The organism is Bacillus sp. MBGLi79 (genome assembly GCF_002953915.1).
Window position 1 is genome coordinate 2,750,914 of sequence record NZ_CP026521.1, and the last position, 25,567, is coordinate 2,776,480.

Annotated in this window: 30 protein-coding genes; 2 read left to right on the forward strand and 28 right to left on the reverse strand. The window is 44.4% G+C overall.

Features of this window, described 5'->3' with window-relative positions; genetic code table 11:
- Positions 1 to 167 precede the first annotated feature (167 nt).
- The 27 genes from spo0A to C1T29_RS13940 all read right to left on the reverse strand — a co-directional run bounded on the left by spo0A (position 168) and on the right by C1T29_RS13940 (position 22,975).
- Positions 168 to 971, reverse strand: coding sequence for a sporulation transcription factor Spo0A (spo0A, locus tag C1T29_RS13810; RefSeq protein ID WP_003226427.1), 804 nt, complete (start codon positions 969 to 971; stop codon positions 168 to 170).
- Positions 972 to 1,246: 275 nt separating this feature from the next.
- The gene (gene spoIVB / locus C1T29_RS13815; protein WP_069149849.1) at positions 1,247 to 2,527 is read right to left on the reverse strand and encodes a SpoIVB peptidase; all 1,281 of its coding nucleotides are present in this window, start codon (positions 2,525 to 2,527) and stop codon (positions 1,247 to 1,249) included.
- A 174-nt stretch (positions 2,528 to 2,701) separates the two neighbouring features.
- Entirely contained in the window at positions 2,702 to 4,432 is a 1,731-nt protein-coding gene (gene recN / locus C1T29_RS13820) for a DNA repair protein RecN (RefSeq protein ID WP_208945465.1), read from the reverse strand.
- Between the two features lie 36 nt (positions 4,433 to 4,468).
- Positions 4,469 to 4,918, reverse strand: a complete 450-nt coding sequence (gene argR / locus C1T29_RS13825) for an arginine repressor ArgR (RefSeq protein WP_003230265.1) — start codon at positions 4,916 to 4,918, stop codon at positions 4,469 to 4,471.
- Between the two features lie 96 nt (positions 4,919 to 5,014).
- Positions 5,015 to 5,860, reverse strand: a complete 846-nt coding sequence (locus C1T29_RS13830) for a TlyA family RNA methyltransferase (protein WP_014664557.1) — start codon at positions 5,858 to 5,860, stop codon at positions 5,015 to 5,017.
- Positions 5,857 to 7,758: a 1-deoxy-D-xylulose-5-phosphate synthase gene (gene dxs / locus C1T29_RS13835; RefSeq protein WP_069839471.1), complete on the reverse strand. Its 1,902-nt coding sequence runs from the start codon at positions 7,756 to 7,758 to the stop codon at positions 5,857 to 5,859. The genes C1T29_RS13830 and dxs overlap by 4 nt, the downstream gene beginning before the upstream one ends.
- 175 nt (positions 7,759 to 7,933) lie before the next feature.
- Positions 7,934 to 8,824: a polyprenyl synthetase family protein gene (locus tag C1T29_RS13840; RefSeq protein ID WP_103749598.1), complete on the reverse strand. Its 891-nt coding sequence runs from the start codon at positions 8,822 to 8,824 to the stop codon at positions 7,934 to 7,936.
- Positions 8,814 to 9,068 (reverse strand): exodeoxyribonuclease VII small subunit, encoded by a 255-nt coding sequence (locus C1T29_RS13845; RefSeq protein WP_103749597.1) that lies wholly within the window; start codon positions 9,066 to 9,068, stop codon positions 8,814 to 8,816. Before C1T29_RS13845 ends, C1T29_RS13840 begins: the two co-directional genes overlap by 11 nt.
- Positions 9,065 to 10,411, reverse strand: coding sequence for an exodeoxyribonuclease VII large subunit (gene xseA, locus C1T29_RS13850; RefSeq protein WP_041521376.1), 1,347 nt, complete (start codon positions 10,409 to 10,411; stop codon positions 9,065 to 9,067). The genes C1T29_RS13845 and xseA overlap by 4 nt, the downstream gene beginning before the upstream one ends.
- A gap of 138 nt (positions 10,412 to 10,549) precedes the next feature.
- On the reverse strand, positions 10,550 to 11,401 hold the full coding sequence (folD, locus tag C1T29_RS13855) for a bifunctional methylenetetrahydrofolate dehydrogenase/methenyltetrahydrofolate cyclohydrolase FolD (RefSeq protein ID WP_103749596.1): 852 nt from the start codon (positions 11,399 to 11,401) through the stop codon (positions 10,550 to 10,552).
- Positions 11,402 to 11,412: 11 nt separating this feature from the next.
- Complete coding sequence (nusB, locus tag C1T29_RS13860; RefSeq protein WP_014664562.1) at positions 11,413 to 11,808, reverse strand: transcription antitermination factor NusB; 396 nt, start codon at positions 11,806 to 11,808, stop codon at positions 11,413 to 11,415.
- Between the two features lie 262 nt (positions 11,809 to 12,070).
- Positions 12,071 to 12,478 carry a fatty acid biosynthesis protein YqhY gene (gene yqhY, locus C1T29_RS13865; RefSeq protein WP_003226398.1) on the reverse strand — a complete coding sequence of 136 codons (408 nt, stop codon included), beginning with the start codon at positions 12,476 to 12,478 and terminating at the stop codon, positions 12,071 to 12,073.
- A 20-nt stretch (positions 12,479 to 12,498) separates the two neighbouring features.
- A complete protein-coding gene (gene accC / locus C1T29_RS13870) occupies positions 12,499 to 13,851 on the reverse strand; it encodes an acetyl-CoA carboxylase biotin carboxylase subunit (protein WP_014664563.1) in 1,353 nt (450 codons plus the stop codon).
- An 11-nt stretch (positions 13,852 to 13,862) separates the two neighbouring features.
- On the reverse strand, positions 13,863 to 14,345 hold the full coding sequence (gene accB / locus C1T29_RS13875) for an acetyl-CoA carboxylase biotin carboxyl carrier protein (protein ID WP_014664564.1): 483 nt from the start codon (positions 14,343 to 14,345) through the stop codon (positions 13,863 to 13,865).
- Positions 14,346 to 14,501: 156 nt separating this feature from the next.
- Positions 14,502 to 15,158 (reverse strand): stage III sporulation ratchet engulfment protein SpoIIIAH, encoded by a 657-nt coding sequence (spoIIIAH, locus tag C1T29_RS13880; RefSeq protein WP_003230250.1) that lies wholly within the window; start codon positions 15,156 to 15,158, stop codon positions 14,502 to 14,504.
- Positions 15,159 to 15,848 carry a stage III sporulation protein AG gene (spoIIIAG, locus tag C1T29_RS13885; protein WP_040082663.1) on the reverse strand — a complete coding sequence of 230 codons (690 nt, stop codon included), beginning with the start codon at positions 15,846 to 15,848 and terminating at the stop codon, positions 15,159 to 15,161.
- Positions 15,841 to 16,461 carry a stage III sporulation protein AF gene (spoIIIAF, locus tag C1T29_RS13890; RefSeq protein ID WP_069839475.1) on the reverse strand — a complete coding sequence of 207 codons (621 nt, stop codon included), beginning with the start codon at positions 16,459 to 16,461 and terminating at the stop codon, positions 15,841 to 15,843. Before spoIIIAF ends, spoIIIAG begins: the two co-directional genes overlap by 8 nt.
- Before the next feature lie 13 nt (positions 16,462 to 16,474).
- Complete coding sequence (gene spoIIIAE, locus C1T29_RS13895) at positions 16,475 to 17,674, reverse strand: stage III sporulation protein AE (protein ID WP_103749595.1); 1,200 nt, start codon at positions 17,672 to 17,674, stop codon at positions 16,475 to 16,477.
- 18 nt (positions 17,675 to 17,692) lie between these two features.
- A complete protein-coding gene (gene spoIIIAD, locus C1T29_RS13900) occupies positions 17,693 to 18,094 on the reverse strand; it encodes a stage III sporulation protein AD (protein WP_003230228.1) in 402 nt (133 codons plus the stop codon).
- Positions 18,095 to 18,100: 6 nt separating this feature from the next.
- The gene (gene spoIIIAC / locus C1T29_RS13905; protein ID WP_003153142.1) at positions 18,101 to 18,307 is read right to left on the reverse strand and encodes a stage III sporulation protein AC; all 207 of its coding nucleotides are present in this window, start codon (positions 18,305 to 18,307) and stop codon (positions 18,101 to 18,103) included.
- 22 nt (positions 18,308 to 18,329) lie between these two features.
- Positions 18,330 to 18,845 carry a stage III sporulation protein SpoIIIAB gene (gene spoIIIAB, locus C1T29_RS13910; RefSeq protein WP_014664569.1) on the reverse strand — a complete coding sequence of 172 codons (516 nt, stop codon included), beginning with the start codon at positions 18,843 to 18,845 and terminating at the stop codon, positions 18,330 to 18,332.
- Positions 18,839 to 19,762: a stage III sporulation protein AA gene (gene spoIIIAA / locus C1T29_RS13915; RefSeq protein WP_040082660.1), complete on the reverse strand. Its 924-nt coding sequence runs from the start codon at positions 19,760 to 19,762 to the stop codon at positions 18,839 to 18,841. The genes spoIIIAB and spoIIIAA overlap by 7 nt, the downstream gene beginning before the upstream one ends.
- A gap of 75 nt (positions 19,763 to 19,837) precedes the next feature.
- Positions 19,838 to 20,119: a YqhV family protein gene (locus tag C1T29_RS13920; RefSeq protein ID WP_014664571.1), complete on the reverse strand. Its 282-nt coding sequence runs from the start codon at positions 20,117 to 20,119 to the stop codon at positions 19,838 to 19,840.
- Between the two features lie 146 nt (positions 20,120 to 20,265).
- Complete coding sequence (efp, locus tag C1T29_RS13925) at positions 20,266 to 20,823, reverse strand: elongation factor P (RefSeq protein ID WP_003226377.1); 558 nt, start codon at positions 20,821 to 20,823, stop codon at positions 20,266 to 20,268.
- A 24-nt stretch (positions 20,824 to 20,847) separates the two neighbouring features.
- Positions 20,848 to 21,909, reverse strand: a complete 1,062-nt coding sequence (papA, locus tag C1T29_RS13930) for an aminopeptidase PapA (protein ID WP_014664572.1) — start codon at positions 21,907 to 21,909, stop codon at positions 20,848 to 20,850.
- A 2-nt stretch (positions 21,910 to 21,911) separates the two neighbouring features.
- Positions 21,912 to 22,352: a type II 3-dehydroquinate dehydratase gene (gene aroQ / locus C1T29_RS13935; RefSeq protein WP_103749594.1), complete on the reverse strand. Its 441-nt coding sequence runs from the start codon at positions 22,350 to 22,352 to the stop codon at positions 21,912 to 21,914.
- Positions 22,353 to 22,438: 86 nt separating this feature from the next.
- Positions 22,439 to 22,975: a YqhR family membrane protein gene (locus tag C1T29_RS13940; RefSeq protein ID WP_095431676.1), complete on the reverse strand. Its 537-nt coding sequence runs from the start codon at positions 22,973 to 22,975 to the stop codon at positions 22,439 to 22,441.
- A gap of 226 nt (positions 22,976 to 23,201) precedes the next feature.
- On the opposite strand from C1T29_RS13940, the gene C1T29_RS13945 reads away from it, so the two are divergent.
- Together C1T29_RS13945 and C1T29_RS13950 are read left to right on the forward strand one after the other, a co-directional pair.
- Positions 23,202 to 24,158: a DUF1385 domain-containing protein gene (locus tag C1T29_RS13945; protein ID WP_014664575.1), complete on the forward strand. Its 957-nt coding sequence runs from the start codon at positions 23,202 to 23,204 to the stop codon at positions 24,156 to 24,158.
- A 39-nt stretch (positions 24,159 to 24,197) separates the two neighbouring features.
- Positions 24,198 to 24,593, forward strand: a complete 396-nt coding sequence (locus tag C1T29_RS13950; RefSeq protein WP_014664576.1) for an SA1362 family protein — start codon at positions 24,198 to 24,200, stop codon at positions 24,591 to 24,593.
- Here the strand turns inward: C1T29_RS13950 and C1T29_RS13955 are convergent.
- Positions 24,590 to 25,465 (reverse strand): patatin-like phospholipase family protein, encoded by an 876-nt coding sequence (locus C1T29_RS13955; RefSeq protein WP_095431677.1) that lies wholly within the window; start codon positions 25,463 to 25,465, stop codon positions 24,590 to 24,592. The two genes, C1T29_RS13950 and C1T29_RS13955, sit on opposite strands and share 4 nt — an antisense overlap.
- Positions 25,466 to 25,567: the final 102 nt, after the last annotated feature.

Genomic DNA, 25,567 nt, shown 5'->3' on the forward strand with positions numbered 1-25,567 from the left:
TATATAGAAACTTTTCGATGACACCGCAAATTTCTCTCTCTCAAAGTTGGTTTGCAATAATAACGTCTCCTTCACTAAATTGCGACACCAGTAAAGAAGACGTAAACTTAAAGATATAACATTATGCTCAGTTTTCCTGAAATCTAAGGAATTATATAATCCAATAGTTAGCTAGCCTTATGTTCTAATCTAAGCTTATCCGCAACCATTGCAATGAATTCGCTGTTGGTAGGTTTAGCTTTTGTCATGCTGACAGTATAACCGAACAGCGAGGAAATGGAATCAATGTTTCCTCTGCTCCATGCCACTTCAATTGCATGGCGGATCGCTCTTTCTACACGGCTTGCGGTTGTGTTGAATTTTTTGGCGATGTCCGGATAGAGGACTTTTGTAATGCTGCCGAGCAATTCGATGTCATTGTATACCATTGAGATTGCTTCACGCAGATAGAGATAGCCTTTAATATGGGCTGGGACGCCGATTTCATGGATAATGCTTGTGATGCTCGCGTCGAGATTTTTCTTCTTTGGTTCAGGCTGGCTGCTGCGTATAATGCTGCTTTGCGATGATGGCGCACGATGCGTCACACTGCTGGCATTTCCGCTGACTTGGCGGATATGACCGACAAGGTTTTCCATATCAAACGGTTTGAGAATAAAGTAGGACGCGCCTAAATCGACGGCCTTTTTCGTGACATCTTCCTGTCCAAAGGCTGTCAGCATGATGACATTCGGCTGTTTTTTCAGATCTGATTCCCTCAGCCTCTCTAAAACCGCAAGTCCGTCTAAATGCGGCATAATAATATCTAATACGAGCACATCGGGATCTTTTTCTTTAAACAACGACAGGCATTCCTGTCCGTTATAAGCAACGCCGATCACTTCCATGTCTTCCTGTCCTTCTATATATTCACTCAACAGGCTTACCAGCTCTCGATTATCATCAGCAACACAAACTTTAATTTTCTCCACGTTTCTTCCTCCCCAAATGTAGTTAACAGGATTCACCCTTGCTACATGTTTACATTCGACAAAACCGCTATATACCCTCTAAAAAAATCATAATCACCAATATTAGTGGCATATCTTTGTTATTCTATGTTTTTCTCTGTTTTTCGACTAAAAATGAAATTTGACAAACAAGGAAACGTGAATTTGTCGAAAAATCTTCTTTTGTATATTTTACCGTATGTATTCTGAGAAGTGAAGAGGGATCAAAACAAAAAAACTGCCGGAAACTCCGGCAGTCAGCTTGCTTTTTCTTTTCCGTAAATATCGATTCCTGCTTCTGACAGCATCCATTCAATATGAACACCGTAGCCGCTTGTCGGGTCATTTACAAACACATGGGTGACAGCGCCGATCACTTTTCCATTTTGAATGATCGGGCTTCCGCTCATCCCCTGTACGATGCCTCCTGTTTCTTTCAACAGCCTTGGATCAGTAATTTTCAACACCATTCCTTTTGTCGCAGGGAATTTTTGCGGCGTTGTGCTGACGATTTCAATATCAAATTTTTCCACCTTGTCATCATCAATGACCGTTAAAATTTCAGCCGGCCCTTTTTTGACTTCAGTAGAAAATGCAACCGGCAGTGCTTGATCTGAAATGTTGTTTTGAATCGGCTGATGCAGCGTGCCGAAAATCCCGAATGGGCTGTTTCTGTTAATATCCCCGATCGTTTTGCGTTCTGAGGAAAATCGCGCCAGTTTTTCTCCCGGATTACCGCCTGTCCCTTTTTCAATTGATGTTACAGTGGATTTAACGATTTCTCCATTCTCCACCACAATTGGTTTCTTTGTGTCCATATCGGAAATCACGTGTCCAAGTGCTCCATATTTTTTTGTTTTCGGTTCATAAAAGGTCATAGTGCCAATGCCGGCAGCAGAATCCCTGATATATAATCCGATTCTGTATTTGCCTTCTTGTTCATCCTTTTGTGGAATCAACTTTGTTTTGATTTTTTGTTTGTCACGTTTGATCAGTAAATCTAAAGATTCACCGGTTTTTCCGGCTTTTTGGATAAATGGGGCTACATCGTTCATTTTTTCAATTTTCTGTCCATTCATCTCAATAATAATGTCGCCCGCTTCAATTCCGGCCGTTTCTCCCGGAGATTTTTTGCCTTCACTTGTATTGATTTGATGGAATCCGACGACAAGAACACCGACGGAATGAAGTTTTACACCGATTGATTGTCCGCCAGGTATCACCTTTAAATCAGGAAGAACTTGCACTTTTGTTTTTTTAATTGGAAATCCGGCAAGATCGTATACTAATTCTGACTCACCTGACTTTTTGCCTGTCACCTTAATTTCGTGCGGATCTTTTTTTACTGTAAACGCTTCTGATGATTCTGATGTCTGAGCGTTTACCGATAAACTTGTTTCAATCGCTTGTGTTTGGGTTTCAAATACTCTCATTTGCGTTGGAATCAGTAAATACTCTTTTAGCGGTTTGCATAAACCTACACTTAATAACGAAACAAGGAGAATTAAACCTACTGCTTTTCTGATGTTATCGGGCATTCACTACTTCACTCTCCTCGCTCCTATCCCACACCTTCTTTATGACTTGCTGCTACATCATTTAATTTTGCCTTTTGGAGGCTTATTTATAACTGTCATATGAAGAAAAACATTGGATATACTGATGAACGAATGGATGTAAACAAAAAAAATAAGCTGCGCTTTTCGCGCAGCTTACCCAGTTGTTTTGACTTGATCCGCTTGTTTTAAAAGTTCTTTCGCATGGCGTTTCGTTAAATCGGTTACCTCGACACCTGCAATCATGCGTCCGATTTCCACTATTTTTTCCTGCTTAGAAAGCGGCTTGACACGTGTCGTCGTTCTGCCGTCTTTTAACTCCTTCGCAATATAAAGATGCGTATCGGCCATGGCAGCCACCTGAGGCAAGTGTGTAATACAAAGCACTTGTGATCCTATTGACACTTTATGGATCTTCTCAGCGATTGCCTGTGCGACCCTGCCGCTTACACCGGTATCAACCTCATCAAAAATGATCGATGTCACATCCTGCTGTGAGGAAAAAATGCTTTTTATGGCAAGCATCACCCGTGACAGCTCTCCACCTGAAGCGACTTTCGAAAGAGATTTCAGCGGCTCGCCTGTATTGGTTGAAATTAAAAACTTCACCAGATCGATCCCTTGTTCAGTCAGCTGAACAGGCTGGCCGTTTACAACCGGTGCCGCTTCATTGCGTGACGCTTGTCTGATTTTGAATTCCGTATCAAACGTTGATTTTTCCATGTACAGGCTTTTTAATTCCCGATGAATCTCATCAGCCAGTTTTTTCGCCCATGTTTTCCGGATTTGAGAAACATTTGCCGCTTCCACTGCGACATCCTTGCCAACGGAGTCAAGCTCCTTTTTCAGACTTTGGAGGTGGCTGTCCCTGTTTTCAATTTGGTCAATTTCTTCTTCAATTTTAGAAGCGTATTCCAAAATGTCCTCGACAGTGGCACCGTATTTTCGTTTCAGCTGTTTGATTTCATTGAGCCGCGTCTCAATATAGTTCAGGCGTTCTGGATCATATTCAAGCTCATCCAGCATATTTCTCATCTGAAATGTAGCGTCCTCAAGCAGATAGTAGGAGTTCGAAACACTCTCAGACAGTTTTTTCAGCGGTTCGTTAATATCAGATATATCTTCAAGCTGGGCTGATGCCATTCCGACCCAGTCCAATCCGCTCTGTTCACTGCGAAGCGCATTATATGCATTTTGCAGCGATTCATATATCTTCTCAAAGTTTGAAATTTGCTGACGCTCTTCTTGAAGCTGTTCATCTTCGTTGATCTCAAGCTTTGCTGATTCGATTTCTTCGAGCTGAAATTGAATGAGATCAAGGCGATGGGCCATTTCCTGTTCGCTTTCAGAAAGCTGTTTTAGCTTTTTGAGCAGCTTCATATACCGATGGTACCCTTCCTGATACGCTTGGAGCGCGCTTTCCACTTCGGCTCCGGCAAACTTGTCCAAGAGCTGGAGATGATTTTCGTCTTCCATTAACAGCTGGTTATCGTGCTGCCCGTGAATATCTAATAAAAGCCTGCCGATCTCTCTTAGCGAGGCAATCGTGACAAGCTTGCCATTGACACGGCAAACGCTTTTCCCGCTCGTGCTGATATCTCTTCTCATGATGATCATTTCGTCTGAAACGTCGATTCCCTGCTCAGCGCATACGCCTAAAACGGGATGGCCGCTCTCCAAAAGAAACAGCCCTTCAAGTTCTGCTTTTGCTTCCCCATATCTAACAAATTCAGATGATCCGCGGCCTCCGACTAAAAGAGAAATGGCATCTATAATGATGGATTTGCCGGCTCCGGTTTCTCCTGTTAAAACCGTAAGCCCGCGTTCAAAAGAAACCGTCAGTTCCTCAATAATGGCAAAGTTTTTAATCGATAGTTCAGCTAACAAACAGCATTACACCTCTTATCTTTGTTAGTTTTTCTGTTACAGCAGTTCAAGCAGCCTGTTTTTTACGCCTTCTGTATCTTCAGGAGTCCGGCAAATAATTAAAATCGTATCATCTCCGCAAATGGTCCCCATCATTTCATCCCAGTCCAAATTGTCCATCAGCGCCCCGATTGCCTGGGCATTGCCCGGCATCGTTTTCAGCACAATCATATGGCTTGCTGAGTCTATTTTCACAAATGCGTCCATCAATGCCCGCTTTAGCTTTGAAAGCGGATTGAAACGCTGGTCCGCCGGAAGACTGTATTTGTAAGAACCATTATTCGTAGGCACTTTTACAAGGTGAAGTTCTTTAATATCCCGTGATACCGTCGCTTGCGTCACTTTGTAGCCATCCTGCTTCAGCATGTCGACCAATTCATCCTGCGTTTCGATTTCATTGCTCGTAATGATCTCTCTGATTTTAATATGCCTCTGGCCTTTGTTCATGTAAGCACCTCTATTTCCAGCTTATCTGTTCTTTTATGTTATATGATTCTCTGCACATTGTACATGAATGCAGAAAAAAGGAATAATAGCGCACTATTATTCCGGTACATCTGCTTTTTTTTCTTTTAACGTCGTATGTGCCTCTTCTACAACGCGCATGATCTCTTCTTCCGGCAGTTCCTGACCTGCCTGTCCCTCTCCCGGCCAATACAAATGAAGGAGAAACTCAATATTTCCGTCTCCTCCCGTGATCGGAGAAAATGACAGGCCTTTACAGATATAGCCTTCAGCGGCAGAAAAACTGATCATTCGCTTGAGCACATCAGCATGCACTTTAGGATCTCTGACAATCCCTTTTTTGCCGACCGATTCCCGTCCCGCTTCAAACTGAGGCTTAACAAGAGCCATGCAGTCGCTGCCCGGTACGAGCAATGTTTTAAGGACAGGAAGGATGAGCCGCAGGGAAATAAAGGACACATCTATTGTGGCAAACTCCGGCATGCCCTTTGTAAAGTCTGCCGGTGTTGCATAACGGAAGTTCGTCCGTTCCATCACGACGACCCGTTCATCCTGTCTGAGCTTCCACGCAAGCTGATTATAGCCTACATCCACAGCGTATGACTGTTTAGCTCCATTTTGCAAAGCGCAGTCCGTAAAACCGCCAGTGGAGGAGCCAATATCAATCATAATTTTATCTTTGACAGAGACGGGAAATTCCTTCAGCGCTTTTTCGAGCTTTAAACCGCCCCTGCTCACATACCTCAGCGGGTTTCCTTTGACGGTTAACGGAAGGTCGCGGTCAATTTTTTCTCCGGGCTTGTCCAAGCGGTTTTCGTTTGAATAGACGATCCCCGCCATAATGGCTCTTTTGGCTTTTTCACGCGTTTCCGCCAGCCCTCTTTCCACTAATAATACATCTAATCGTTCTTTCTTTGACGTCATGATCCAATTCCTTTGTGTGTCTTTGGCGGCATCAGTAATCTAATACGGTTTGCCACCTGCTGTTTTGTCAGTCCAATTTCCTCTAGAAGCGCGGTTACGCTTCCGTGTTCAATAAACCGATCAGGGATACCCATTCTGTCGATCGGTGTATGATATTCACCTTGATCATGAGCGAATTCTAAAATCGAGCTTCCGAAACCGCCTTCTAAGACCGCTTCTTCAATTGTTAAAATGGGCAAGCCTTCTTTTAGGATACTCTTCATCATCTTTTCATCAATCGGCTTAATAAAACGCGCATTCACAACGCGCACGGAAAGGCCTTCTTTCTGCAGCTCTTCTGCTGCCTCAATCGCCATTTCAATTGTTGTACCGAATGTTAAGATGACAGCATCGTTCCCTGGACGCAGCACCTCCCACGTACCGATCGGAATCGTTTTCAACTGTTCATCCATTTTTACGCCGAGTCCGTTTCCGCGCGGAAAACGCATCGCTATCGGACCTTCGTCATAGCTAAGTGCTGTATGAACCATGTGCTGGCCTTCATTTTCGTCTTTCGGCATCATTAAGACCATGTTTGGAATGTGACGCATAAACGCAATATCAAACACGCCTTGATGTGTCTCTCCATCTGCGCCAACGAGTCCTGCACGGTCAATACCAATAAACACATTGGCATTTTGGCGGCAGATGTCATGAACGACTTGGTCATATGCCCTTTGCAGGAAGGTTGAGTAAATTGCCAAAAACGGCTTCATACCCTGCATTGCCATAGCTGCAGCCATTGTTGCGGCATGCTGTTCTGCGATTCCTACGTCGAACATCCGGTCAGGGAATTCCTTTGCGAACCCTTCAAGCTTTGAACCGACAGGCATAGCCGGCGTAATGGCTACAATGCGTCCGTCCTCGCGCGCCATTCGCTGCACAGTTCCACTGACAAGGCCGCTCCATGAAGGAGCTGCGGCTTTCGGTTTTACAAAGTCACCGGTATTAATTTTGTATGGTCCGGTACCGTGCCATGTTCCAATTGTATCGGTTTCAGCCGGTTTGTACCCCTTCCCTTTTTTCGTGATGACATGCAGGAGAACAGGGCCTTTTGTTTTTTTGGCGTATTGAAGATTCTCAATCAGCTCATGATAAGAATGTCCGTCCACCGGGCCCAAATACGTAAAACCAAGCTCCTCGAAAAACATTCCGGAGACGAGCATGTATTTCAGGCTGTCTTTGACCCGTTCAGCTGTCGCGGCAAGCTTGCCTCCAACTGCCGGAATCTTTCTAAATAAGTATTCAAGCTCATCTTTGACCCACTGGTATTTCCCCGCAGTGCGAAGCCGTCCGAGCATAGAATGAATGGCGCCGACATTTGGTGCAATACTCATTTCATTATCATTAAGAATGACAATCATGTCTTTTTTCTCGTCGCCGATGTGATTAAGGGCTTCAAGCGCCATTCCGCCGGTCAGCGCGCCGTCCCCAATAATCGGAATAATATATTCATCCGTTCCTTTAATATCACGCGCAGCTGCCATTCCCATCGCGCCTGACAGAGAAGTCGAGCTGTGCCCGGTTTCCCAAACATCGTGCTCGCTTTCGCTCCGCTTTGGAAATCCGCAAAGCCCTTTGTACTGGCGAAGCGTCGCAAATTCTTTTCCGCGACCTGTCAGCAGCTTATGGACATACGACTGATGGCCTACATCCCATAAAAACTTGTCTTTCGGGCTGTTAAATTCCTTATGCAGTGCAACAGTAAGCTCTACGACACCTAAGTTTGGGCCGATGTGGCCGCCGGAAGCGGATAAACTTGTAATTAAAAATTGACGGATTTCATCACTTAATTTCTCTAATTCATCAATGGACATGTTTTTTAAAAACGACGGGTCCTGTATTGATAAAAGATCCAAAGCGGATCAACTCACTTTCAGCATGAATTTCTGCAATGGCACATGTCTTCCAGAATGCCGAGCTGGACAATCATCTCGGACATAAAAAAAGACAAACGCGCTTTCCTTTTCATTTTTCATATAAACTGCTTACATTTTACCATATCTCGTGCAGCCGCTTCAAATTAGGATCGTTTTAGTGATCTCTTGCCGCAATTAAATCACAAAGCTCATACAAGAGGTCTTGTTGAAGAGAGAGTCCGCCGATTAATCGCTTCGCCTCTTTTATATGAGCATCCAATTTACGTTTGGCCCCTTCCAGTGAAAGAAGTGACGGGTAAGTCGATTTGTCATTTGTGGTATCCGATCCGACACGTTTGCCGATTTTCTCTTCACTGCCTTCTAAATCTAAAATATCGTCTCTGATTTGAAAACCGATTCCAATGTGGCTGCTGAAGGTACGCAGGGTTTCAATATCTTCCTCAGGTGCATCCGCCAAAATCGCGCCGGCGATTACGCAAAAACCTAGAAGCTTGGCAGTTTTCCGTTCATGAATGGATTCGAGCTCTTCAAGCGTGACTTGGCGGTTTTCCGCTTCCATATCAGCGACTTGTCCCCCGACCATGCCCTCGGTGCCTGCCGCTAAAATCAGTTCATTGACAAGCCGAAGGCGCTTTTCTGCTGACACCTTGTCTGACACGTGGGAGGTGATGAGCTTAAAGCTTTCCGTGAGCAGTCCGTCACCCGCTAATACTGCTGTCGCTTCACCAAATACTTTATGATTTGTCGGCTTCCCGCGGCGCAAATCGTCATCATCCATGCATGGAAGATCATCATGAATTAGCGAATACGTGTGAATCATTTCGACAGCACAGCCGACCGGAATGCCGTCTTGTTCGCTTTTTCCATATGCGTTTAATACAGCCAGTACAATCAGAGGGCGCAACCGCTTTCCGCCGGCCTCTAGAGAATACAGCATAGATTTCTTTAATGAGTCCGGCATATCAAGCTTTTCTGTATAGACAGAAAGCTGATTTTCAATTGTTTTTTTCCGGTCCGCCAGAAAACTCGTTAATTTATTTGTCACCTTTGTCTTCCTCCTGAACACTGAAAGGTGCCAGTTCGCCGTCTTCTTTTAAAATAAAGTCCATTTGCTTTTCGACTTTTTGCAGCTTTTCATGGCACATTTTTGATAAAGCCATGCCTTCTTGGAAATAGTTAATCGCTTGCTCTAGAGGCACATCCCCCTCTTCAAGCTTTGAGACAATACTCTCAAGCCCTTTCATCGCTTCTTCAAAAGTCATGTTTTCATTTTTTTTCACGTCTGTCATTTTTCTTCCCCTCTCTTTTCTAATACTTCACAGGCCAGCACGCCATCCGTCAGCTTGACTTCTAGCCGGTCCTTCTCTTCTATCTGATTGACACTTTTAATGAGTTTATCTTCTTTATAAGCAAGACTGTATCCTCTTTCCATCACTTGAAGAGGACTTAATGCATTCAGCTTGCCAAGAACTGTTTGGAATTGGGAATGCAGCTGCTTCATTTGGATATTCATATTTTTTCTCAGCTGATTTGTCTGTTCCTCGTAGCGTGTTTTCGCTTGCTTCAGCTGTTCATGAGGATGCAGCGCCTCTAATCTGTACGTTTCCCGCTCCAGCTGTCTGCTTTTCCGATCTAAAAGAGCGGTCAGCTGTGCTTGAAACTGCTGGTACGCGAGGTCAAACTGCTGCTCTTTTTGTGCATACAATCGCTTTGGAAAACGAAAGGCATAGGACGATTGCAGCGTTTGAATCCGTTCTTTTTTCTGGCCGAGATGCTGCTGCATCGCTCTTGTCATCCTGACTTCCGCTGTTTTTGTCCGTTCGATTAAATCAGTGGTATGAGGCACGGCAATCTCAGCTGCCCCTGTCGGCGTCGCTGCTCTGATATCTGCGACAAAATCACTGATCGTAAAATCCGTCTCATGCCCAACTGCCGATATAATTGGAATATTGGAAGCAAAGATTGCGCGAGCTACAATTTCTTCATTGAATGCCCACAGTTCTTCTATCGAACCGCCGCCTCTCCCGACAATTAATACGTCGCACATCTCTTTTTCATTTGCTTCTTCAATGCGCGTAACAATGGATCTGCTCGCATTTTCGCCTTGTACGAGCGCTGGAAGAACAATGACTTTCACAAGGGGATATCTTCTTTTTAGAGTTGTAATAACGTCTCTGACAGCGGCACCCGTTGGAGATGTCACAACCCCGATTGTGGCTGGAAATGCGGGGATTTGTTTTTTGTAGCGGTCGTCAAATAAACCTTCTCCGGCAAGTTTCTTTTTTAATTCTTCGTACGCTAAATAAAGCGCTCCGACCCCGTCAGGCTGCATTTCTTTGGCGTATAATTGATAGTTTCCGCTCGGTTCATATACGGAAATTCCGCCTCTGACCAGCACTTTCATACCGTTTTCAGGTTTAAAAGGCAGACGCTCGCTTTGTCTCGCGAACATCACCGACTGCATTCTTGCGTTTTCGTCTTTCAAAGTGAAATAAATGTGGCCTCGTGTGTGTATCTTTACATTCGATAATTCGCCTTTAATCCAAATATTTTCTAGGTGAGGATCTACATCGAATTTTCGTTTTATATACTTTGTCAGCGCTGAGACGGTAACATACGCTGCTTCACCCATGTCTAAAAACTCCTCTCCTAAGCATTCCTGCACCATAACTAAAGAAAACCCGCCCTGGCTTTAGGAGCCTGAAGAAGCGGGTATCGTGCTCATATTCAAGGCGGGCAATACGCCCCGCCTGTGAATATCTCCAATTATCTATGATAACGTACGTTTCGCAGATTTAACAGTATTATGCGCAAGCATCGTGATGGTCATCGGACCTACTCCGCCTGGAACCGGCGTGATGAAGGACGCTTTTTCCTTTGCCCCTTCAAATTCAACGTCTCCGCAAAGCTTTCCGCTTTCCAGACGATTAACGCCGACGTCAATGACAACAGCGCCCTCTTTGATCTGGTCTGCACTGATGAAGTTGGCTCTTCCCACTGCCACCACCAGGATGTCCGCTTTTTTCGTATGCTCAGTAATATTTTCTGTTCTTGAATGACAGTAAGTAACCGTCGCGTTTTCATTTAATAAAAGCTGGCCGACAGGTTTGCCGACAATGTTGCTTCGGCCGACTACAACAACCTCTTTACCGGAAAGGTCGATATTGGTTTTCTTCAAAAGCTCAACAATTCCATGAGGCGTGCAAGGGAGAAACGTATCTTCACCAAGCAGCATTTTCCCTACGTTTAACGGATGAAACCCGTCTACATCTTTATCAGGAGAGATACGTTCGATCACCGCTTTTTCAGAAATATGGTCTGGAAGCGGAAACTGAACGAGAATCCCGTGAAACTCAGGATCTTGGTTATATTGATCAATAATAGAAAGCAGTTCAGCTTCTGTGAGGCTGCTGTCAAATTGATCGAGCTTGAAATTCATTCCCATTGTTTCAGCCGCTTTTTTCTTTCCTCGCACGTAAGAGTGAGAAGCAGGATCATCTCCAATCAAAATAACCGCCAGTCCGGGAGTGACACCTTGCTTTTTAAGCTCTTCTACCTCTTTTGCCAATTGTTCGCGTTTTTCTCTAGCCGTTTCTTTTCCGTCGATGATTGTTGCAGTCATTTTCTTTCCTCCTATGATTGTTCAATATCAGATTTAATGTTAGAAAGAACCCCGTTTACAAACTTTGTCGCTTTGTCATCACCAAACCGTTTTGCCAGCTCAATCGCTTCGTTCATGGAGACATTCACCGGAATGTCTTCGGCATATGCCATTTCATATGCTGCCAGGCGCAAAATCGCACGGTCAACATTGGCTATCCGATCGAGCTTCCAATTCACCAGATGCTTGGAGATCATTTCATCCAGCTGGTCTTGGTGTTCCAATACCCCGTATACAAGCTGTTCAAAGAAAGGATCTGTTTTTTCTTCATCCAGTGCGTGTTCTATGGCTTCATTCACTGCAATATCGCTGACATCAATTTGAAATAGTGCCTGCAAAGCTTTTTCTCTTGCTGTTCTTCTTTTCATTTTCTTTCTCCTTTGATCCTCTTTATCCGCTTGTCGTTAAGCCACAAAGAGATCATAACATATTTTTTTCGTATCCGCATATTGAAATCAAGGTTTTTTCACCCTATTACCGAATATTTTCATAAACCTTAATATGATCATTCGGATTTCACGTTCATGAAGAAACTCGGCTTTTGAGCCGGCTTTCTTCATGCTTTGAAATAAAGGGTAACGTGTAAAAAAACCAAAGGGCCGCCCTCCCCTTGGTTTCGTGTTAAGCCATTTACATTTCTTCGTCGATTTGGACTTCCTGGGCTTTTGTGTCAAATTGAATGCCGACGATGTGAATATTAATCTCGTTAATCGAAAGAGACGTCATATTTAATAAGGTTTGACGAATGTTTTCCTGAACGGACGCTGCAACTTTCGGAATCGAAATGCCAAATGTAACGACACAGTATACATCGATCGTAATTCCGTCATCCGCCAGGTCGACTTTGACGCCTTTGCCATGATTCACTTTGCCAAAGCGCTCGACGACGCCTGTCGCAAAGTTTCCGCGCATTTCGGCAACCCCATCAACTTCTGATGCTGCAATGCCGGCAATGACCTCAATGACCTCCGGTGCAATCTCAACCTTACCTAAATGCGTATCTTCTTGATCCATTTTAAGCAAGCTGTTGTCTTTCATTCAATTCACCTCCGTAAAAATTATGAGCCCATTACATCATATGTTTCTAAAAATTTCGTATTAAACTCTCCGCTCACAAATGTTTCGTGTTCAAGCAGTTTTAAATGGAACGGGATTGTTGTCTCAATGCCTTCGATGACGAATTCGCTCAATGCGCGTTTCATGCGGGCAATCGCTTCATCCCTCGTTTTTCCGTATGTGATGACCTTTGCAATCATGCTGTCATAGTACGGCGGGATGGAATAGCCCGGGTACGCAGCTGAATCGACGCGGACACCAAGACCGCCAGGAGGCAGGTACATTTTAATTTCACCAGGTGACGGCATGAAATTTTTACTTGGGTTTTCTGCGTTGATTCGGCATTCGATGGACCAGCCTTCAAATTCAACATCTTCTTGCTTAAGGTCCAGTTCCATTCCTGATGCCACCTTGATTTGTTCCTTAATCAGGTCCGTTCCCGTCACCATTTCTGTGACTGGGTGCTCTACCTGGATTCTCGTGTTCATTTCCATGAAGTAATAGCGCTGTTCATTGTAGTCATAGATAAATTCAACTGTTCCAGCACCTGTGTAGCCAACCGCTTTTGCAGCCTTTACTGCTGCATCTCCCATCTGCTCCCTGATTTCTGAATCAAGGGCTGGAGATGGTGATTCTTCCAAAAGCTTTTGCAGGCGTCTTTGGATCGAGCAGTCACGTTCTCCCAAATGGATGGTGTTTCCGTAGTTATCGGCAAGCACTTGGATTTCAACATGGCGAAAATCTTCTATGTATTTTTCGATGTATACGCCTGGATTTCCGAATGCTGTTGCAGCTTCCTGCTGTGTAATCTTAATGCCATTAATCAGTTCCTCTTCAGTGCGGGCAACTCTGATTCCTTTTCCGCCTCCGCCTGCGGTGGCTTTTATAATTACAGGATACCCAATTTCATTAGCAAGCGAAACCGCTTCTTCCACATTTTCTATAATTCCCTGTGAACCCGGTACGATTGGGACTCCGGCCTGTTTCATCGTTTCCCGCGCAACGTCTTTTGTTCCCATTTTTGAAATGGCGTCAGCGCTCGGGCCGACAAACGTGACATTCACTTCTTCACATAATTCAGCGAAATCAGCATTTTCAGCTAAAAATCCATATCCCGGATGAATAGCGTCCGTGCCAGTCAGCTTTGCAACACTCACAATATTTGTAACGTTTAAATAGCTGTCTTTTGATGCTTTGGGCCCGATACAAAAAGCTTCATCGGCCATTTGAACATGAAGGGCATCTTTATCAGCTTCTGAATAAACAGCGACAGTCTCAATGCCGAGCTCTCTGCAGGCTCTGATGATTCTGACAGCAATTTCTCCTCTGTTGGCGATCAATAGCTTTTTAATCATGTTCAGTCTCCTTACTCTGCTTTTACAAGAAATAGAGGTTGTCCGTATTCGACCAGCTGGCCGTTTTCTACTAATACTTCAACGATTTCGCCTTTCACTTCTGCTTCGATTTCGTTGAAAAGCTTCATCGCTTCTACAATGCAGACAACTGTGTTTTCATTCACTTTTGAACCGGCTGTTACATACGGGCCAGCTTCCGGTGATGAAGATGCATAAAATGTTCCTACCATTGGTGAAGTGATTTTATGTAGATTCTCATCTTGCTTTGGTGCTTCTTGGGCAGGTGCAGACGCTGCTTGCTGCGCTTGCGGCTGAACTGCCTGCGGAGCCTGTGCCTGTACAGGTGCTGCCGGCGCCTGCTGCATGACTTGAACAGTGCCTGCTTCGTGTTTTTTCAGTTTTAAGGATACACCTTCATTTTCATATACGAATTCGTCAATTGTAGACTCGTCAATTGCTTTAATCAGCTCGTGGATTTCTTTGATATTTAACATTCAATCGCACTCCTATGTATGAAATTTCTTTTTTTATAGGTTACTACTAAAAGTACATACTATGTTCATCTTACAGGAGCGGACTTTTGAATTCAACTCTAATATGATAGCAACGCAAAAAGCCCGCTTGTTTAGCGGGCTTTTTTCTCCTCATTCTTATTTAGAGGGTTCAAATGTGACAGCGACATCTTTCATTGTTTTGATTTCTTTTGCGACAAGGTCGATAATGGCTGTCGCCTTCGATTTGGAGTGTTTGTCTGATTTGACTGTAATATTGATTTTATCTCCTTCAGCATTGACGAGCGCATCCTCGTAACCTTGTGTTTTAATCAGCGTTTCCAGCTGTTTTTCTGTTCCTTCCACTTCACTGAGAGCCGTCATTTTATCGTATGCTTCGCTTTTCTCCTTGGCTGTTGCATCATCGCTTGACACAATGGCATTCAGCTCTTCTCTTTCTTTGCTTCTGGCATCTTCTAAATCCAGACGGTACGTTGTAAACAGATCATCATCGGCTGTTTCCGTAACGACAGTTCCTTTTTCACTGGCTTCAGCGGATGTTTCCTTGTCTGCTGATGAATCTTTCGTTCCCTTTGTTCCATCTTCTTTTCCTTTTTCAGTTTCTGTACCGCTTTTTTCCTTCGTGTCTTGCTTGGCAGGCGCTTTTTCAGTTGCGACCTCTCCACTGTCAGACGCGCTTTTTTCACTTTGCATTTGCACGGCGTTTTTGCTTTCCGGCGACATGATATAGTAGACGCTTAACACCACGACAAGACTGAGCATTGTTAATAGCCAAACGGTTTGTTTTTTAAGCATTTATGAATCCTCCTTTATTTTTTTAGGGGCAACCGCAACCCGGTGGCTTGGAACATCCAGGACCCGTGTCACCGCTTCAATAATGGTTTGTTTTATTTGAACGTTGTCCACTCCTTGAGCAACAACGAGTACACCGCGTATATCAGGTTTTTTCGTTTGGACGACGACAGGTGTTTCTTTATCGCCGTTTTTGATCATGACGATTTCTTCCTCCGATGTCTGGTCTGTAACACTTCTTGTTCCGCCTTCTTTGTCTGTTTCTTCAGTGGTCGTATTTTTGTTTGATTTGTTTTTTTCATATACTTTCAGGGACGTTGCATCAACATTCACGACAACCGAGACATCATCCACTCCAATGATTGTTTCAAGAATTTCTTTCAGCTGATTTTCGTATTCTTTTTCATAATCATCGATCGAGTTTTTAGGCTCGTCAGATTTTGAGGCTTTAAACACTTCAGCTGTTTTCTCTTTGCTGCCTCCAGAATTTTGTGAGGATACGGCCGTTATCGTTTTGGCGTTTTCTGTTTTCTCGGGTGAAGAAAACAACTGGCTGACAAGCATAAAGGAAACTCCGAGAACAAAAACGAACAGAAAGTAATGATATTTGGTCAGCTTCGGCTTTTCGCCGTCCTTCGTTTGTCCCGGAAGAAACTGCTTTTTCAATACATTCCATAATCCGTTTTTATTCATTGCTGACACTCTCCCCGCCTTCCATATGAACCGTAATTTTCTTACGTCCGATTTCCCAAATGTCCGCGAGCTGGGTTTGGATCTGTTTGGCTTCTTTTTGTTCGGCTGCTTCTTTCGTTACGTATGCATGATCTGTATCAATGTGGACCGGCGCGACCGTTTGGACCGTTTTTTCAGAAGACGGGGCCATATACACGCTGATTGTTTTAATATCCTCTTCTGAATCTACCTTTTCTCCTGCCGTGAGTTTGATGCTGCCTACTTTATATTCATCATGACTGAATCTCTCCTCCGCTTTCTTTTTTAGTTGGACAGCCATTTCTTCTAGAATATATGCGCGCTGGGAAGCTTGTATTTCTATTTTTTTTGAATTGATTTGATTTTTTATGTCGGCAGACTCTGATTGCTCGTTTTTTGTGAGGTATTCAAAGATGACTTCGGGGTCTGTCTTGAAAAGTTTAAAAATTGGCGTAAGCATGACGACAATCAAGAGCAGGCTGACTACCATTTTTGCGTACTTTTGCATGCTGGAGCTTGGCAGCAGCATATCAATCACAATTGCAAATAGGATAAACAACACGATGGTGGTAAGCCATTCCGTTAAAAAACTCATTCGCCTGCCTCCTTTATTTCATCATCATCGTGAGGTTCCCGGCTGTGATTATGACAGTAAGGCTTAAAAAAAACATGAGGGACACAATGGCGAGAGCTGCAAAAATATAGATGACGCTTTTGCTGATGACGTCGAGGCAGGTGATGACGGGCCCGCCTCCAAGCGGCTGAAGAATCGCGGCTGCCAGCTTATAAATAAAAGCGAGGGAAAGCACTTTGATTGCCGGAAATGCCGCGATACAGATCAAAATAGCGACACCCAGAATCCCTACCGTATTTTTCAGCAGTAAGGAGGCGCTGATTACTGTATCTGTTGCGTCTGTAAACATTCGGCCAAGCACTGGAATAAAATTTCCGGTTATGAATTTAGCCGTCCTGAGCGTAATGCCGTCTGTCACTGCAGCTGAGGCTCCCTGAACAGAGATGACGCCGAGAAAGATGGTAAGAAAAACAGCCAGTGCTCCGATGGCGATATTTCTGAGCAGGTTGGCCAGCTGCGTTACTTTGTATTGCTCGGTCATTGTGCTGACAATGCTCAGAATCGCTGATAAGAAAATCAGCGGCATGACGATATTTTGAATCAAGAGACCGCTCGTGTTCATCAGAAAGAGGATAACAGGATGAAAGAAGGCAGCAGATACAGCTCCGCCTGAGGAAGCCAAAAGCGCCAAGAGGAGCGGAATGAGTGCCAGGATAAAGCTGGTCATCGTCTGAATGGCCTCAGTTGCATAATTGATTGCCACATGAAAGCTGTTCAGCGCAAGGATAATCAGCACCATGTACACAATTGAGTAAGCGACCTTACTGACAGTGCTTTGCTGAAACGCATTTTGCAGGAGCTGCAGAATGACGCAAAAAATCGTGAGCAAAATCAATGTGCCCAGCAGCTTTCCGTTTGCAAGCACTTCATGGAACAAATAAGAAAAGAGAGCTTTCAGCCATTCTTGCGGTGAGAATGATTTATCGCCGTTGATAAACTCGATTAAGCTGCCTTTTTGGCTTTCCGGCAGCAGTCCGCCGTATTCTGTCATAATATCATTCCAAAATTCCCCGATCTTATCTGTTTCAAGCGAGGCTGCTGTCCTTTCCGCTAATTGCTCGGCCGTTTCAGCATGATCTTCCGTTTGTTCGTCATTACCGGCTGCTTGTACAATTTCTGCACGCCCTGCTATGATCAGCACGGCCAAAAGCAAAACCCATTGAAAACACTTCAATCTACCGCCTCCTTTCGGTTATGACATAGAAGGTATAAGTCCGAGAATCGTTTCAATAATGACGGTTAAAATAGGCACAGCCATAACGAGAATTAAAATTTTCCCCGCCAATTCTATTTTCGAGGCGATGGCTCCTTGACCGGCATCTTTTGTGAGCTGTGCCCCGAATTCAGCAATATAGGCGATTCCGATAATCTTTAAAATGGTTTCAACATAGACCATGTTGACATTTGCATTAATCGCAATTTTTTCTATCATTCGTATAATGTCGTAGATTTGGTCTACTAAATAAAGAAAAATGGCACATCCGGCAAAAACGACGATTAAAAAAGCAAAAGTCGGCTTTTGTTCTTTTACTATTAAAGAAAGGAAGGTGGCGATCAGCCCTAAACCTACAATTTGAACAATGTCAATCTGCAAGCCCCCCTATCCTTGGAATAAAAACACAGCTTTTATCTTTTTAAATAGGTCATCTACAATGGTGGCCACCATAAATAAAATATAGATAAAACCTAACAGCGTCACCCACTGAGCGTATTCTTTCTTGCCCATCTGATCCAATATCGTGTGTAAAAAAGCGACCACGATTCCCACTCCTGCGATTTGAAATATGACATTCACATCTACTCCCATTTTATTTTTGCTCCCCTCATGTTTACATCAATAGAAGAATGAGTAACAAGCCCGCTAAAAAGCCCAAACTTTTTATCATCTTTTCGTTTTTCGCTTGCGCCTGCTCAGCATCCGCTTCTGAGGCTTCCAAATGTGTCAGCGCCAGCTTGATGTGCTTTTGCTGTGAGATTCGATCATGAATCCCGAGCGTCTCGCCAAACTGCTTTAGCACCTCGTATTCGCTTTTTTTCAAAGACATGGTGTCCCAAACTTTTTTTAAGCTTTGCTCCCACGCCGTTTTCGCGGAATCGCTTCCCTTTTCCAGCTGATCACTGAATGCGGAAAAAAGAGCTGAAACAGGCTGTGCGAGCTGCTTGGCAATCTGCTGTGAAGCGATATGAAGCGGTGTATGACCGTACATGATTTCAGCCTCGAGGGATTGAAGCGCCGCACGCAGCTGGCGGATTTGCCGCGGCCGTTCTGTATAAATCTTCGCCATCTCAAAACCTGTCCATGTTGTCGCTACCACAATGAATACTGCGCCCAGCAGCTTCAGCATGTTTTCACGCCCGTCGTCCTAGACAGCACATGTCCGTCTTTGTCATAAATACGGCTCACTGTGCCCGGCCCTTTTGCTCTTGATAATTCCAAATAGCGGTCAAAGGCTCTTTCTTCCCACAATCGCTTCAATGAAGGCCGCTTCATGAGATCGGATATGCTCCAGCCATGCGCCGATACGATTACTGAAACACCTGCATGCAACGCCTCCAGAAGCGCATCTGTATCTTCCATACGCCCGATTTCATCGACAATCATCACCTCAGGACTCATGGATCGAATCATCATCATCAGCCCCTCAGCCTTCGGACAGGCGTCTAATACGTCAATTCTCTGTCCAAATTGATGCTGCGGAATGCCGCGCAGACATCCGGCAATTTCTGACCGTTCATCGACGATGCCTGTCTTTACGGGCAGCATGCGGTTTTTGCCGGTGCTCGAGAGCCTCGCAAGGTCCCGAAGAAGTGTTGTTTTGCCGGTTTGGGGCGGTCCGATAATCAGCGTATTCAGCCAGCTGGTTTGATATAAGTACGGAAGCAGCGGCTCCGCAATCCCCAGCTTTTGCCTGGCAATTCGTATATTAAAAGATGCGATGTCACGGAGTCCTTTCACACCTCCGTTTTCCGTAATGACTCTGCCTGCCAGTCCGACTCTGTGACCGCCTCTGATCGTGACATACCCTTTCTTCAGCTCTTCTTCAAGTGTATACATGCTATAGTTGCTGAGCCGGCTCAGGATCAGATGGGCATCCTCGGCCGTACCCGCATAGGATAAAAAAACAGGTTGTCCTTTTCGAATCAATTCAATAGGGCGGTTGACCCGGATTCTGACTTCTTCGATTTCCAGCCATTGTTGTTCCGGTATTTCAGAAAGGGCGTTTTTCATGGATTCAGGGAGAACCTCAGCGATTTCATTCAACAGAGCCTCCTCCTTTCTACCGATTGGCTTCTTTAAAATGTATGATGTGAGGCAGACTTTATGACAAGCCTCTTCTTATTTATGAACACCCGCCAAAATCAAAACAACACCCGTAAAAATCAGAATCAGCTTTGCATACGAAAGCTGCCCGGCAATTTGGTAGATTCCGACTGTCATCGTAATGATAAAAATCAACGGCCCTACAATAGCAAGAATGCTGTTAACCACAACCGCCTTCCGGACATCGTTTGTCACAAGCATGATAATGGCTGCAGTCAGCTCAATCATAGAGGATAAAACTCGTAATCCCGCCATTGTTAAAACAGTAGAATTGATATTTCCAAGGAAAAATTTCATAGCACTCTCCCAACCTCCTGTTTTTTTATATGATATGCTCTAGCTTGCTGAAGTAGTCTTGTCATTTTCGTATAAAAGAAAGATTCTGTTTTTGGGCACAAAAAAAGCCTGCTCCCAATTTGGGAACAGGCTTTTTTTTTTTCTTTCTATGCTCTTGAAACGTAAGAACCGTCTGATGTATTGACAACAAGTGTGTCGCCTTCATTCACAAAGAACGGCACGTTTACAACAAGTCCGGTTTCAGTTTTCGCAGGTTTTGTACCGCCTGATGCTGTATCACCTTTAATACCAGGTTCAGTTTCAACAACTTTCAGCTCAACTGTGTTTGGAAGTTCGATGCCAAGTGTTTCATCCTGGTACATCATGATATGCACAGACATGTTTTCAAGCAGGTATTTTAATTCTTCTTCGATTTGAGTTGCGCTCAGTTCAAGCTGCTCATAAGAAGAAGTATCCATAAATACGTGCTGATCTCCGTTTGCATATAGATATTGCATTGTTTTTGTTTCGATTTGCGCTTTCGCTACTTTTTCACCAGCGCGGAAGGTTTTTTCCTGAATGGCGCCAGTGCGAAGGTTGCGAAGTTTAGAGCGGACAAAGGCCGCACCTTTTCCAGGTTTTACGTGCTGGAAGTCAACGACGCGCCAAATGCCGCCATCTACTTCGATTGTTAATCCTGTACGGAAATCGTTAACTGAAATCATGTTTAATGTCCTCCTATATTACAATCACAAAATAATAAGTTCTTTTGGGGAATGGGTGATTGTCCGGTTGCCGTTTTCTGTAATCACGATGTCATCTTCAATACGGACACCGCCTGTTTCTGGTATGTAAATGCCCGGCTCCACTGTGACCACCATGCCCGGTTCAAGGATAGCTGAAGATCTGACGGATAATCCCGGCGATTCATGAACTTCCATGCCGAGCCCGTGCCCGGTTGAATGACCGAAATATTCACCGTAGCCTTTTGCCGCAATGTGATCCCTTGTGAGGGCGTCAGCCTCTTTTCCTGTCATTCCCGGCTTAATATGTGCGACGCCGAGCGCCTGAGCATCAAATACAACCTGATAGATCTCCTTCAATTGATCACTGGGCTGACCAACAGCGACCGTACGGGTAATATCAGAACAATATCCTTTATAATAAGCGCCAAAATCAAGCGTAACAAGGTCTCCGCTTTCAATCAGTTTGTCACTGGCCACACCGTGAGGAAGGCTTGACCGAAGGCCCGAGGCGACAATCATATCAAAAGAAGAGCTGTCAGCTCCCTGGCTTCTCATATAAAATTCCAGCTCATTGGCAACAGCGATTTCAGAAATGCCGGGTTTCATAAACGTCAAGATATGTTTGAAGGCATCATCTGCAATCTTCGCAGCTTCCTCTAATATCTTAATCTCTTCACTAGACTTAATCAAGCGCAACTTTTCCACGGATTCAGCCACAGGCACTAATTCGGCCTCACTGATAACGGCGCTGTATGAAGCGTAAGTGCCATATGTCATGCTGTTCTGTTCAAAGCCGAGACGCTTGATGCCGAACGATTCCACAGTGTCGGCAGTGGTCTGAATCAGGCTGCCGCCATGTTCAATGATCTCAAAACCTTTTACCTGAACCTTCGCCTGCTCTGTATAACGAAAATCCGTAATAAACGCTGCTTTGTCACCCGATATAACAGCCAAACCCGCAGAACCTGTAAACCCTGTCATATAGCGTACATTCGTGCTGCTTGTAATCAGCATGCCGTCAATTCCCAGCTGTTCAAACAGGTTTCTTAATTTCTCTAGCTTCATCCTTATTCTCCCCCTTGCTGGCTTAATAAGTAGCGAACAGCAAGCTTGTAGCCTTCAGCTCCAAGACCGACAATCTGCCCTTTCGCAACCGGAGCGATAACCGACTGATGCCTGAATTCTTCCCTGGCGTATAAGTTTGATAAATGCACCTCAACCACAGGAAGACTGATGCTTGAAACAGCATCCCTGATCGCATAGCTGTAATGGCTCAGGGCGCCGGGGTTCAGAACAATCCCGCTGTATTGCTCCTCAGCCTCATGTATCGCATCGATCAAATCACCTTCGTGATTAGACTGGAAGAAAGTGAGCTGGATATGTAAGGCTTCAGCAAATTGAAATAAATCTGTTTCAATATCGGTCAGCGTCTGGCGGCCGAATAGTTCAGGCTCACGCTTCCCAAGCCGATTGACATTCGGTCCGTTCAAAATCAAAAAATGAGGCACATAATCTCTCCTTTTCGCGAGGGTTTCTCATGCAAAAAATGTTCACTTCTCGTGAACATTTTATCATACTGGAAAAGGTTTATACACTATTCTCTATGCATTCCCAGCGCACGTGCCAGCTTTTCCGAATTCAGCTCATTGTATTCAAATGAAATGGAATACCCGACAAACAGCCCGTAAAGCAAATAAATGCAAATCGTCGTAATAATGGTATCTGATGTCAGTTCGGTCACCGTGCGCACATCTGGAAAAATCGGATTAAAAACAAAAAACACGAGCAGCCAAAGCACCAAGCCGTATAAAATACCCGGCCACATAGTTTTTAAACGTTTCAATAGAAGAAAATAAAGAAACGCTGCGCCAATTGAAATTATTCCAATCAAAATGATGCTGATCACCGTTCCTAGTCCATGTTTTTTCCACTCTCCGAGCACAAACGGCTGCAAAATCATATTCGGGCTGATTTCAGAAAAATGAAACAAATATGCGATATAAGCAACGAAACTCCATAATACGCCTCCGCAAAAACCTGTTGCTGCCACCCTGCCGGCCATTGAAACAGGCGGCCCTTGCTTCTCATTCAATTCTTCATTTTGTTCTGTATCTTTTTCGCTTGTCATCATGGCACCTCCAGTTAAAGTGTGCCCAAAAAATGAAATGTCAATAAAAAAGCTCACACTTTTTGACAGCTGCGAGTAAAATTTGAAAATAACGGGTATAATGCATGTAGAAAAAGCAAGGCTTTGGCAATTTTTTCAGCCTGTCAATCTAGAGGTTTAGCGCTGTTTCCTGTACAATAGAGTGAAAGGAAATGGTTAGCAATCCTAAAGAAATAGGCAGGTTGATAATATGTCAAAACATAAAATTCCGCCCGCTTACGGCGGGCAGGCTGTTGTGGAAGGCGTTATGTTTGGCGGAAAGCATCATTACGTTACAGCCATCAGAAGAACGGATGGAAGCATGAACTTTTTTAAGCTTCCCCGCAAACACAACCCGAAACTGAACATTGTAAAAAAGATACCGTTTTTACGGGGGATCGCGGCCATTATCGAAGCGAGTGCAAACGGCACAAAGCATTTGAATTTTTCAAGCGAACGTTACGGGCTCGATCCATCTGAAGACGAGACACTTGAGCAGGAAGAAAAAAAATCGTCTGGACTGTCTATGTATCTCAGCCTCGCGGTTATCGGCGTCCTTTCATTTTTGTTCAGTAAATTCGTATTTACATTGGTTCCGGTTTTCTTAGCTGAACTGACAAGGCCGATTTTTTCATCGGACATAGCTCAAATCGCGGTTGAAAGCCTGTTTAAGTTGATTTTGCTGCTCGGTTACATCTATTTTTTGTCCATGACACCGCTCATTAAAAGAGTGTTTCAATATCATGGAGCCGAACATAAAGTCATAAACTGTTATGAACAGAATTTGCCAATTACTGTGGAGAATGTCCAAAACCAATCTCGGCTTCATTACCGCTGCGGATCAAGCTTTATTTTATTTACGATTATTGTCGGCATGTTTGTTTATTTACTCGTTCCGACAGATCCGCTTTGGCTGCGTGTGATAGATCGTGTCGCACTGATACCGGTCGTACTTGGTATATCCTTTGAAGTTCTGCAGCTGACAAACAAAGTGCGTGATATTCGCGGTCTGAAATTACTAGGGTACCCGGGACTTTGGCTTCAGCTGTTAACTACGAAGGAACCTAAGGATGACCAGGTTGAAGTTGCCATTGAAAGCTTTAACGAACTTCTCAGACTCGAAGAATTGTCTGAGCAAAATCAGAAGCCTTCTCACAACGTCATCTAAAATCCGTTGCCCTGCTACTACTTTCGGAGGTGGACAGTTATGAATCATCGTGTACAACCTATTGTTGCTGTATTAATTGCGCTGGGAGCGTTCGGTTTCCTCTATGTGCTGGTAACCAATCCCGGGGAAATGGCAAAAATGGCGGTTACCGTCATCGTGGCAGGTATCATTATTTATTTTATTGTGAAATATGTAATGAATCGAAATGCGGGCAGCGAAGGAGCAGCCTTTAAAAAAGCGGCGAAACAATCGCGGCGCCGGATGAAAGAACAAAAAGCAAAACACCGCGCCGGACATAAGGGACGTGTCAGCCACCTGCGAAGCGTTCCGAGCGCCAGCAAGCCTAAGCCGATGATTCTCAAGAAAAAAAGCCAGACTCAGCTGACTGTTATAGAAGGGAAAAAAAATAAAAAGAAAAACAGAGCGCTTTTTTAATAGGTCCACTGCTTTAAAAACAGCTCTGTCCGTCTTTTACCTAGCTCAATCAGGGCTAGTTTTTTTTGTTGCGTTAAATGAAAATCAGTCGCCATTACGTCATCAACAGGGAGAAAAATAATATTTTGTTCATAGCGTGATGCTATGTGTCTTGCGTCATGGGCATCCTTCATCGTTTCAAACAGGGCGCCGAACAGTTCGAAAGCGTTGCGGATATTTTTTTTCGGACGTTCCCTTTCACGCGGCGCAAGCGTCACACCGATCACAGGCCGCTTTCTTTCCTTTGAAAACAGCCAGATGGGGAAATTGCTTAACACACCACCGTCAACAACCGTAGCGGTGCCTGTGTCCGTTTTTAATTTTATCGGTTCAAAAAAATACGGAATGCTGCAGCTCATTCTGACCGCTCTGGCAACCGGGAACATATCGGGATTTAACCCGTAACGGGGCAAATCGTCCGGCAAAACAATCATGGTGCCGTTTGTCAGATCAGAAGCAATAAGGCGCAGAGACCCTTTCTGCAAATCGCCGAAAACCCTTATGCCTTTCGCTCTTAACAGATCAGCAATCCATTTTTCTATCGTATCGCCTTTGTATAATCCAAGACGCCAGTAGATGGACACCCACTGGAGCATTTTTAAGGGGAGAAAAGAGTACCTCTGATCCAGCAATTTCTCTCCGTCCACTTCTTCAATTAAAGCGTGGATTTCCTTACTGGTGTAACCTGACGCAATGAAAGCGGCAATAATGGCGCCCGCGCTTGTTCCCGCAACCCTTTTAAAACGGAAGCCTTTTTCCTCAAGCACTTCATAAGCACCTGCAAGCGCAATGCCTTTTACTCCTCCGCCGGAAAACACACCGTCAATATACATCTCATTCCCTCCCCCTCCATCCGATCGTTTATTACCATTTTAAGAAAACACGCGAAGAAATAGACCAACGAATGACGGGTGGCGCACCGCATCAAAAAAGAC

What these genes read in the sequence shown, in the direction of transcription:
- spoIVB (WP_069149849.1), bottom strand. Translation starts at nt 2,527, where the DNA reads ATGCCCGATAACATCAGAAAAGCAGTAGGTTTAATTCTCCTTGTTTCG.
- argR (WP_003230265.1), bottom strand. Translation starts at nt 4,918, where the DNA reads ATGAACAAAGGCCAGAGGCATATTAAAATCAGAGAGATCATTACGAGC.
- C1T29_RS13830 (WP_014664557.1), bottom strand. Translation starts at nt 5,860, where the DNA reads ATGACGTCAAAGAAAGAACGATTAGATGTATTATTAGTGGAAAGAGGG.
- C1T29_RS13845 (WP_103749597.1), bottom strand. Translation starts at nt 9,068, where the DNA reads ATGACAGACGTGAAAAAAAATGAAAACATGACTTTTGAAGAAGCGATG.
- xseA (WP_041521376.1), bottom strand. Translation starts at nt 10,411, where the DNA reads ATGGGTGAAGCAGCGTATGTTACCGTCTCAGCGCTGACAAAGTATATA.
- folD (WP_103749596.1), bottom strand. Translation starts at nt 11,401, where the DNA reads ATGACTGCAACAATCATCGACGGAAAAGAAACGGCTAGAGAAAAACGC.
- nusB (WP_014664562.1), bottom strand. Translation starts at nt 11,808, where the DNA reads ATGAAAAGAAGAACAGCAAGAGAAAAAGCTTTGCAGGCACTATTTCAA.
- yqhY (WP_003226398.1), bottom strand. Translation starts at nt 12,478, where the DNA reads ATGAAAGACAACAGCTTGCTTAAAATGGATCAAGAAGATACGCATTTA.
- accC (WP_014664563.1), bottom strand. Translation starts at nt 13,851, where the DNA reads ATGATTAAAAAGCTATTGATCGCCAACAGAGGAGAAATTGCTGTCAGA.
- accB (WP_014664564.1), bottom strand. Translation starts at nt 14,345, where the DNA reads ATGTTAAATATCAAAGAAATCCACGAGCTGATTAAAGCAATTGACGAG.
- spoIIIAH (WP_003230250.1), bottom strand. Translation starts at nt 15,158, where the DNA reads ATGCTTAAAAAACAAACCGTTTGGCTATTAACAATGCTCAGTCTTGTC.
- spoIIIAG (WP_040082663.1), bottom strand. Translation starts at nt 15,848, where the DNA reads ATGAATAAAAACGGATTATGGAATGTATTGAAAAAGCAGTTTCTTCCG.
- spoIIIAF (WP_069839475.1), bottom strand. Translation starts at nt 16,461, where the DNA reads ATGAGTTTTTTAACGGAATGGCTTACCACCATCGTGTTGTTTATCCTA.
- spoIIIAC (WP_003153142.1), bottom strand. Translation starts at nt 18,307, where the DNA reads ATGGGAGTAGATGTGAATGTCATATTTCAAATCGCAGGAGTGGGAATC.
- spoIIIAB (WP_014664569.1), bottom strand. Translation starts at nt 18,845, where the DNA reads ATGCTGAAGCTGCTGGGCGCAGTATTCATTGTGGTAGCGACAACATGG.
- C1T29_RS13920 (WP_014664571.1), bottom strand. Translation starts at nt 20,119, where the DNA reads ATGAAATTTTTCCTTGGAAATATCAATTCTACTGTTTTAACAATGGCG.
- efp (WP_003226377.1), bottom strand. Translation starts at nt 20,823, where the DNA reads ATGATTTCAGTTAACGATTTCCGTACAGGATTAACAATCGAAGTAGAT.
- papA (WP_014664572.1), bottom strand. Translation starts at nt 21,909, where the DNA reads ATGAAGCTAGAGAAATTAAGAAACCTGTTTGAACAGCTGGGAATTGAC.
- C1T29_RS13940 (WP_095431676.1), bottom strand. Translation starts at nt 22,975, where the DNA reads ATGATGACAAGCGAAAAAGATACAGAACAAAATGAAGAATTGAATGAG.
- C1T29_RS13945 (WP_014664575.1), top strand. Translation starts at nt 23,202, where the DNA reads ATGTCAAAACATAAAATTCCGCCCGCTTACGGCGGGCAGGCTGTTGTG.
- C1T29_RS13950 (WP_014664576.1), top strand. Translation starts at nt 24,198, where the DNA reads ATGAATCATCGTGTACAACCTATTGTTGCTGTATTAATTGCGCTGGGA.
- C1T29_RS13955 (WP_095431677.1), bottom strand. Translation starts at nt 25,465, where the DNA reads ATGTATATTGACGGTGTGTTTTCCGGCGGAGGAGTAAAAGGCATTGCG.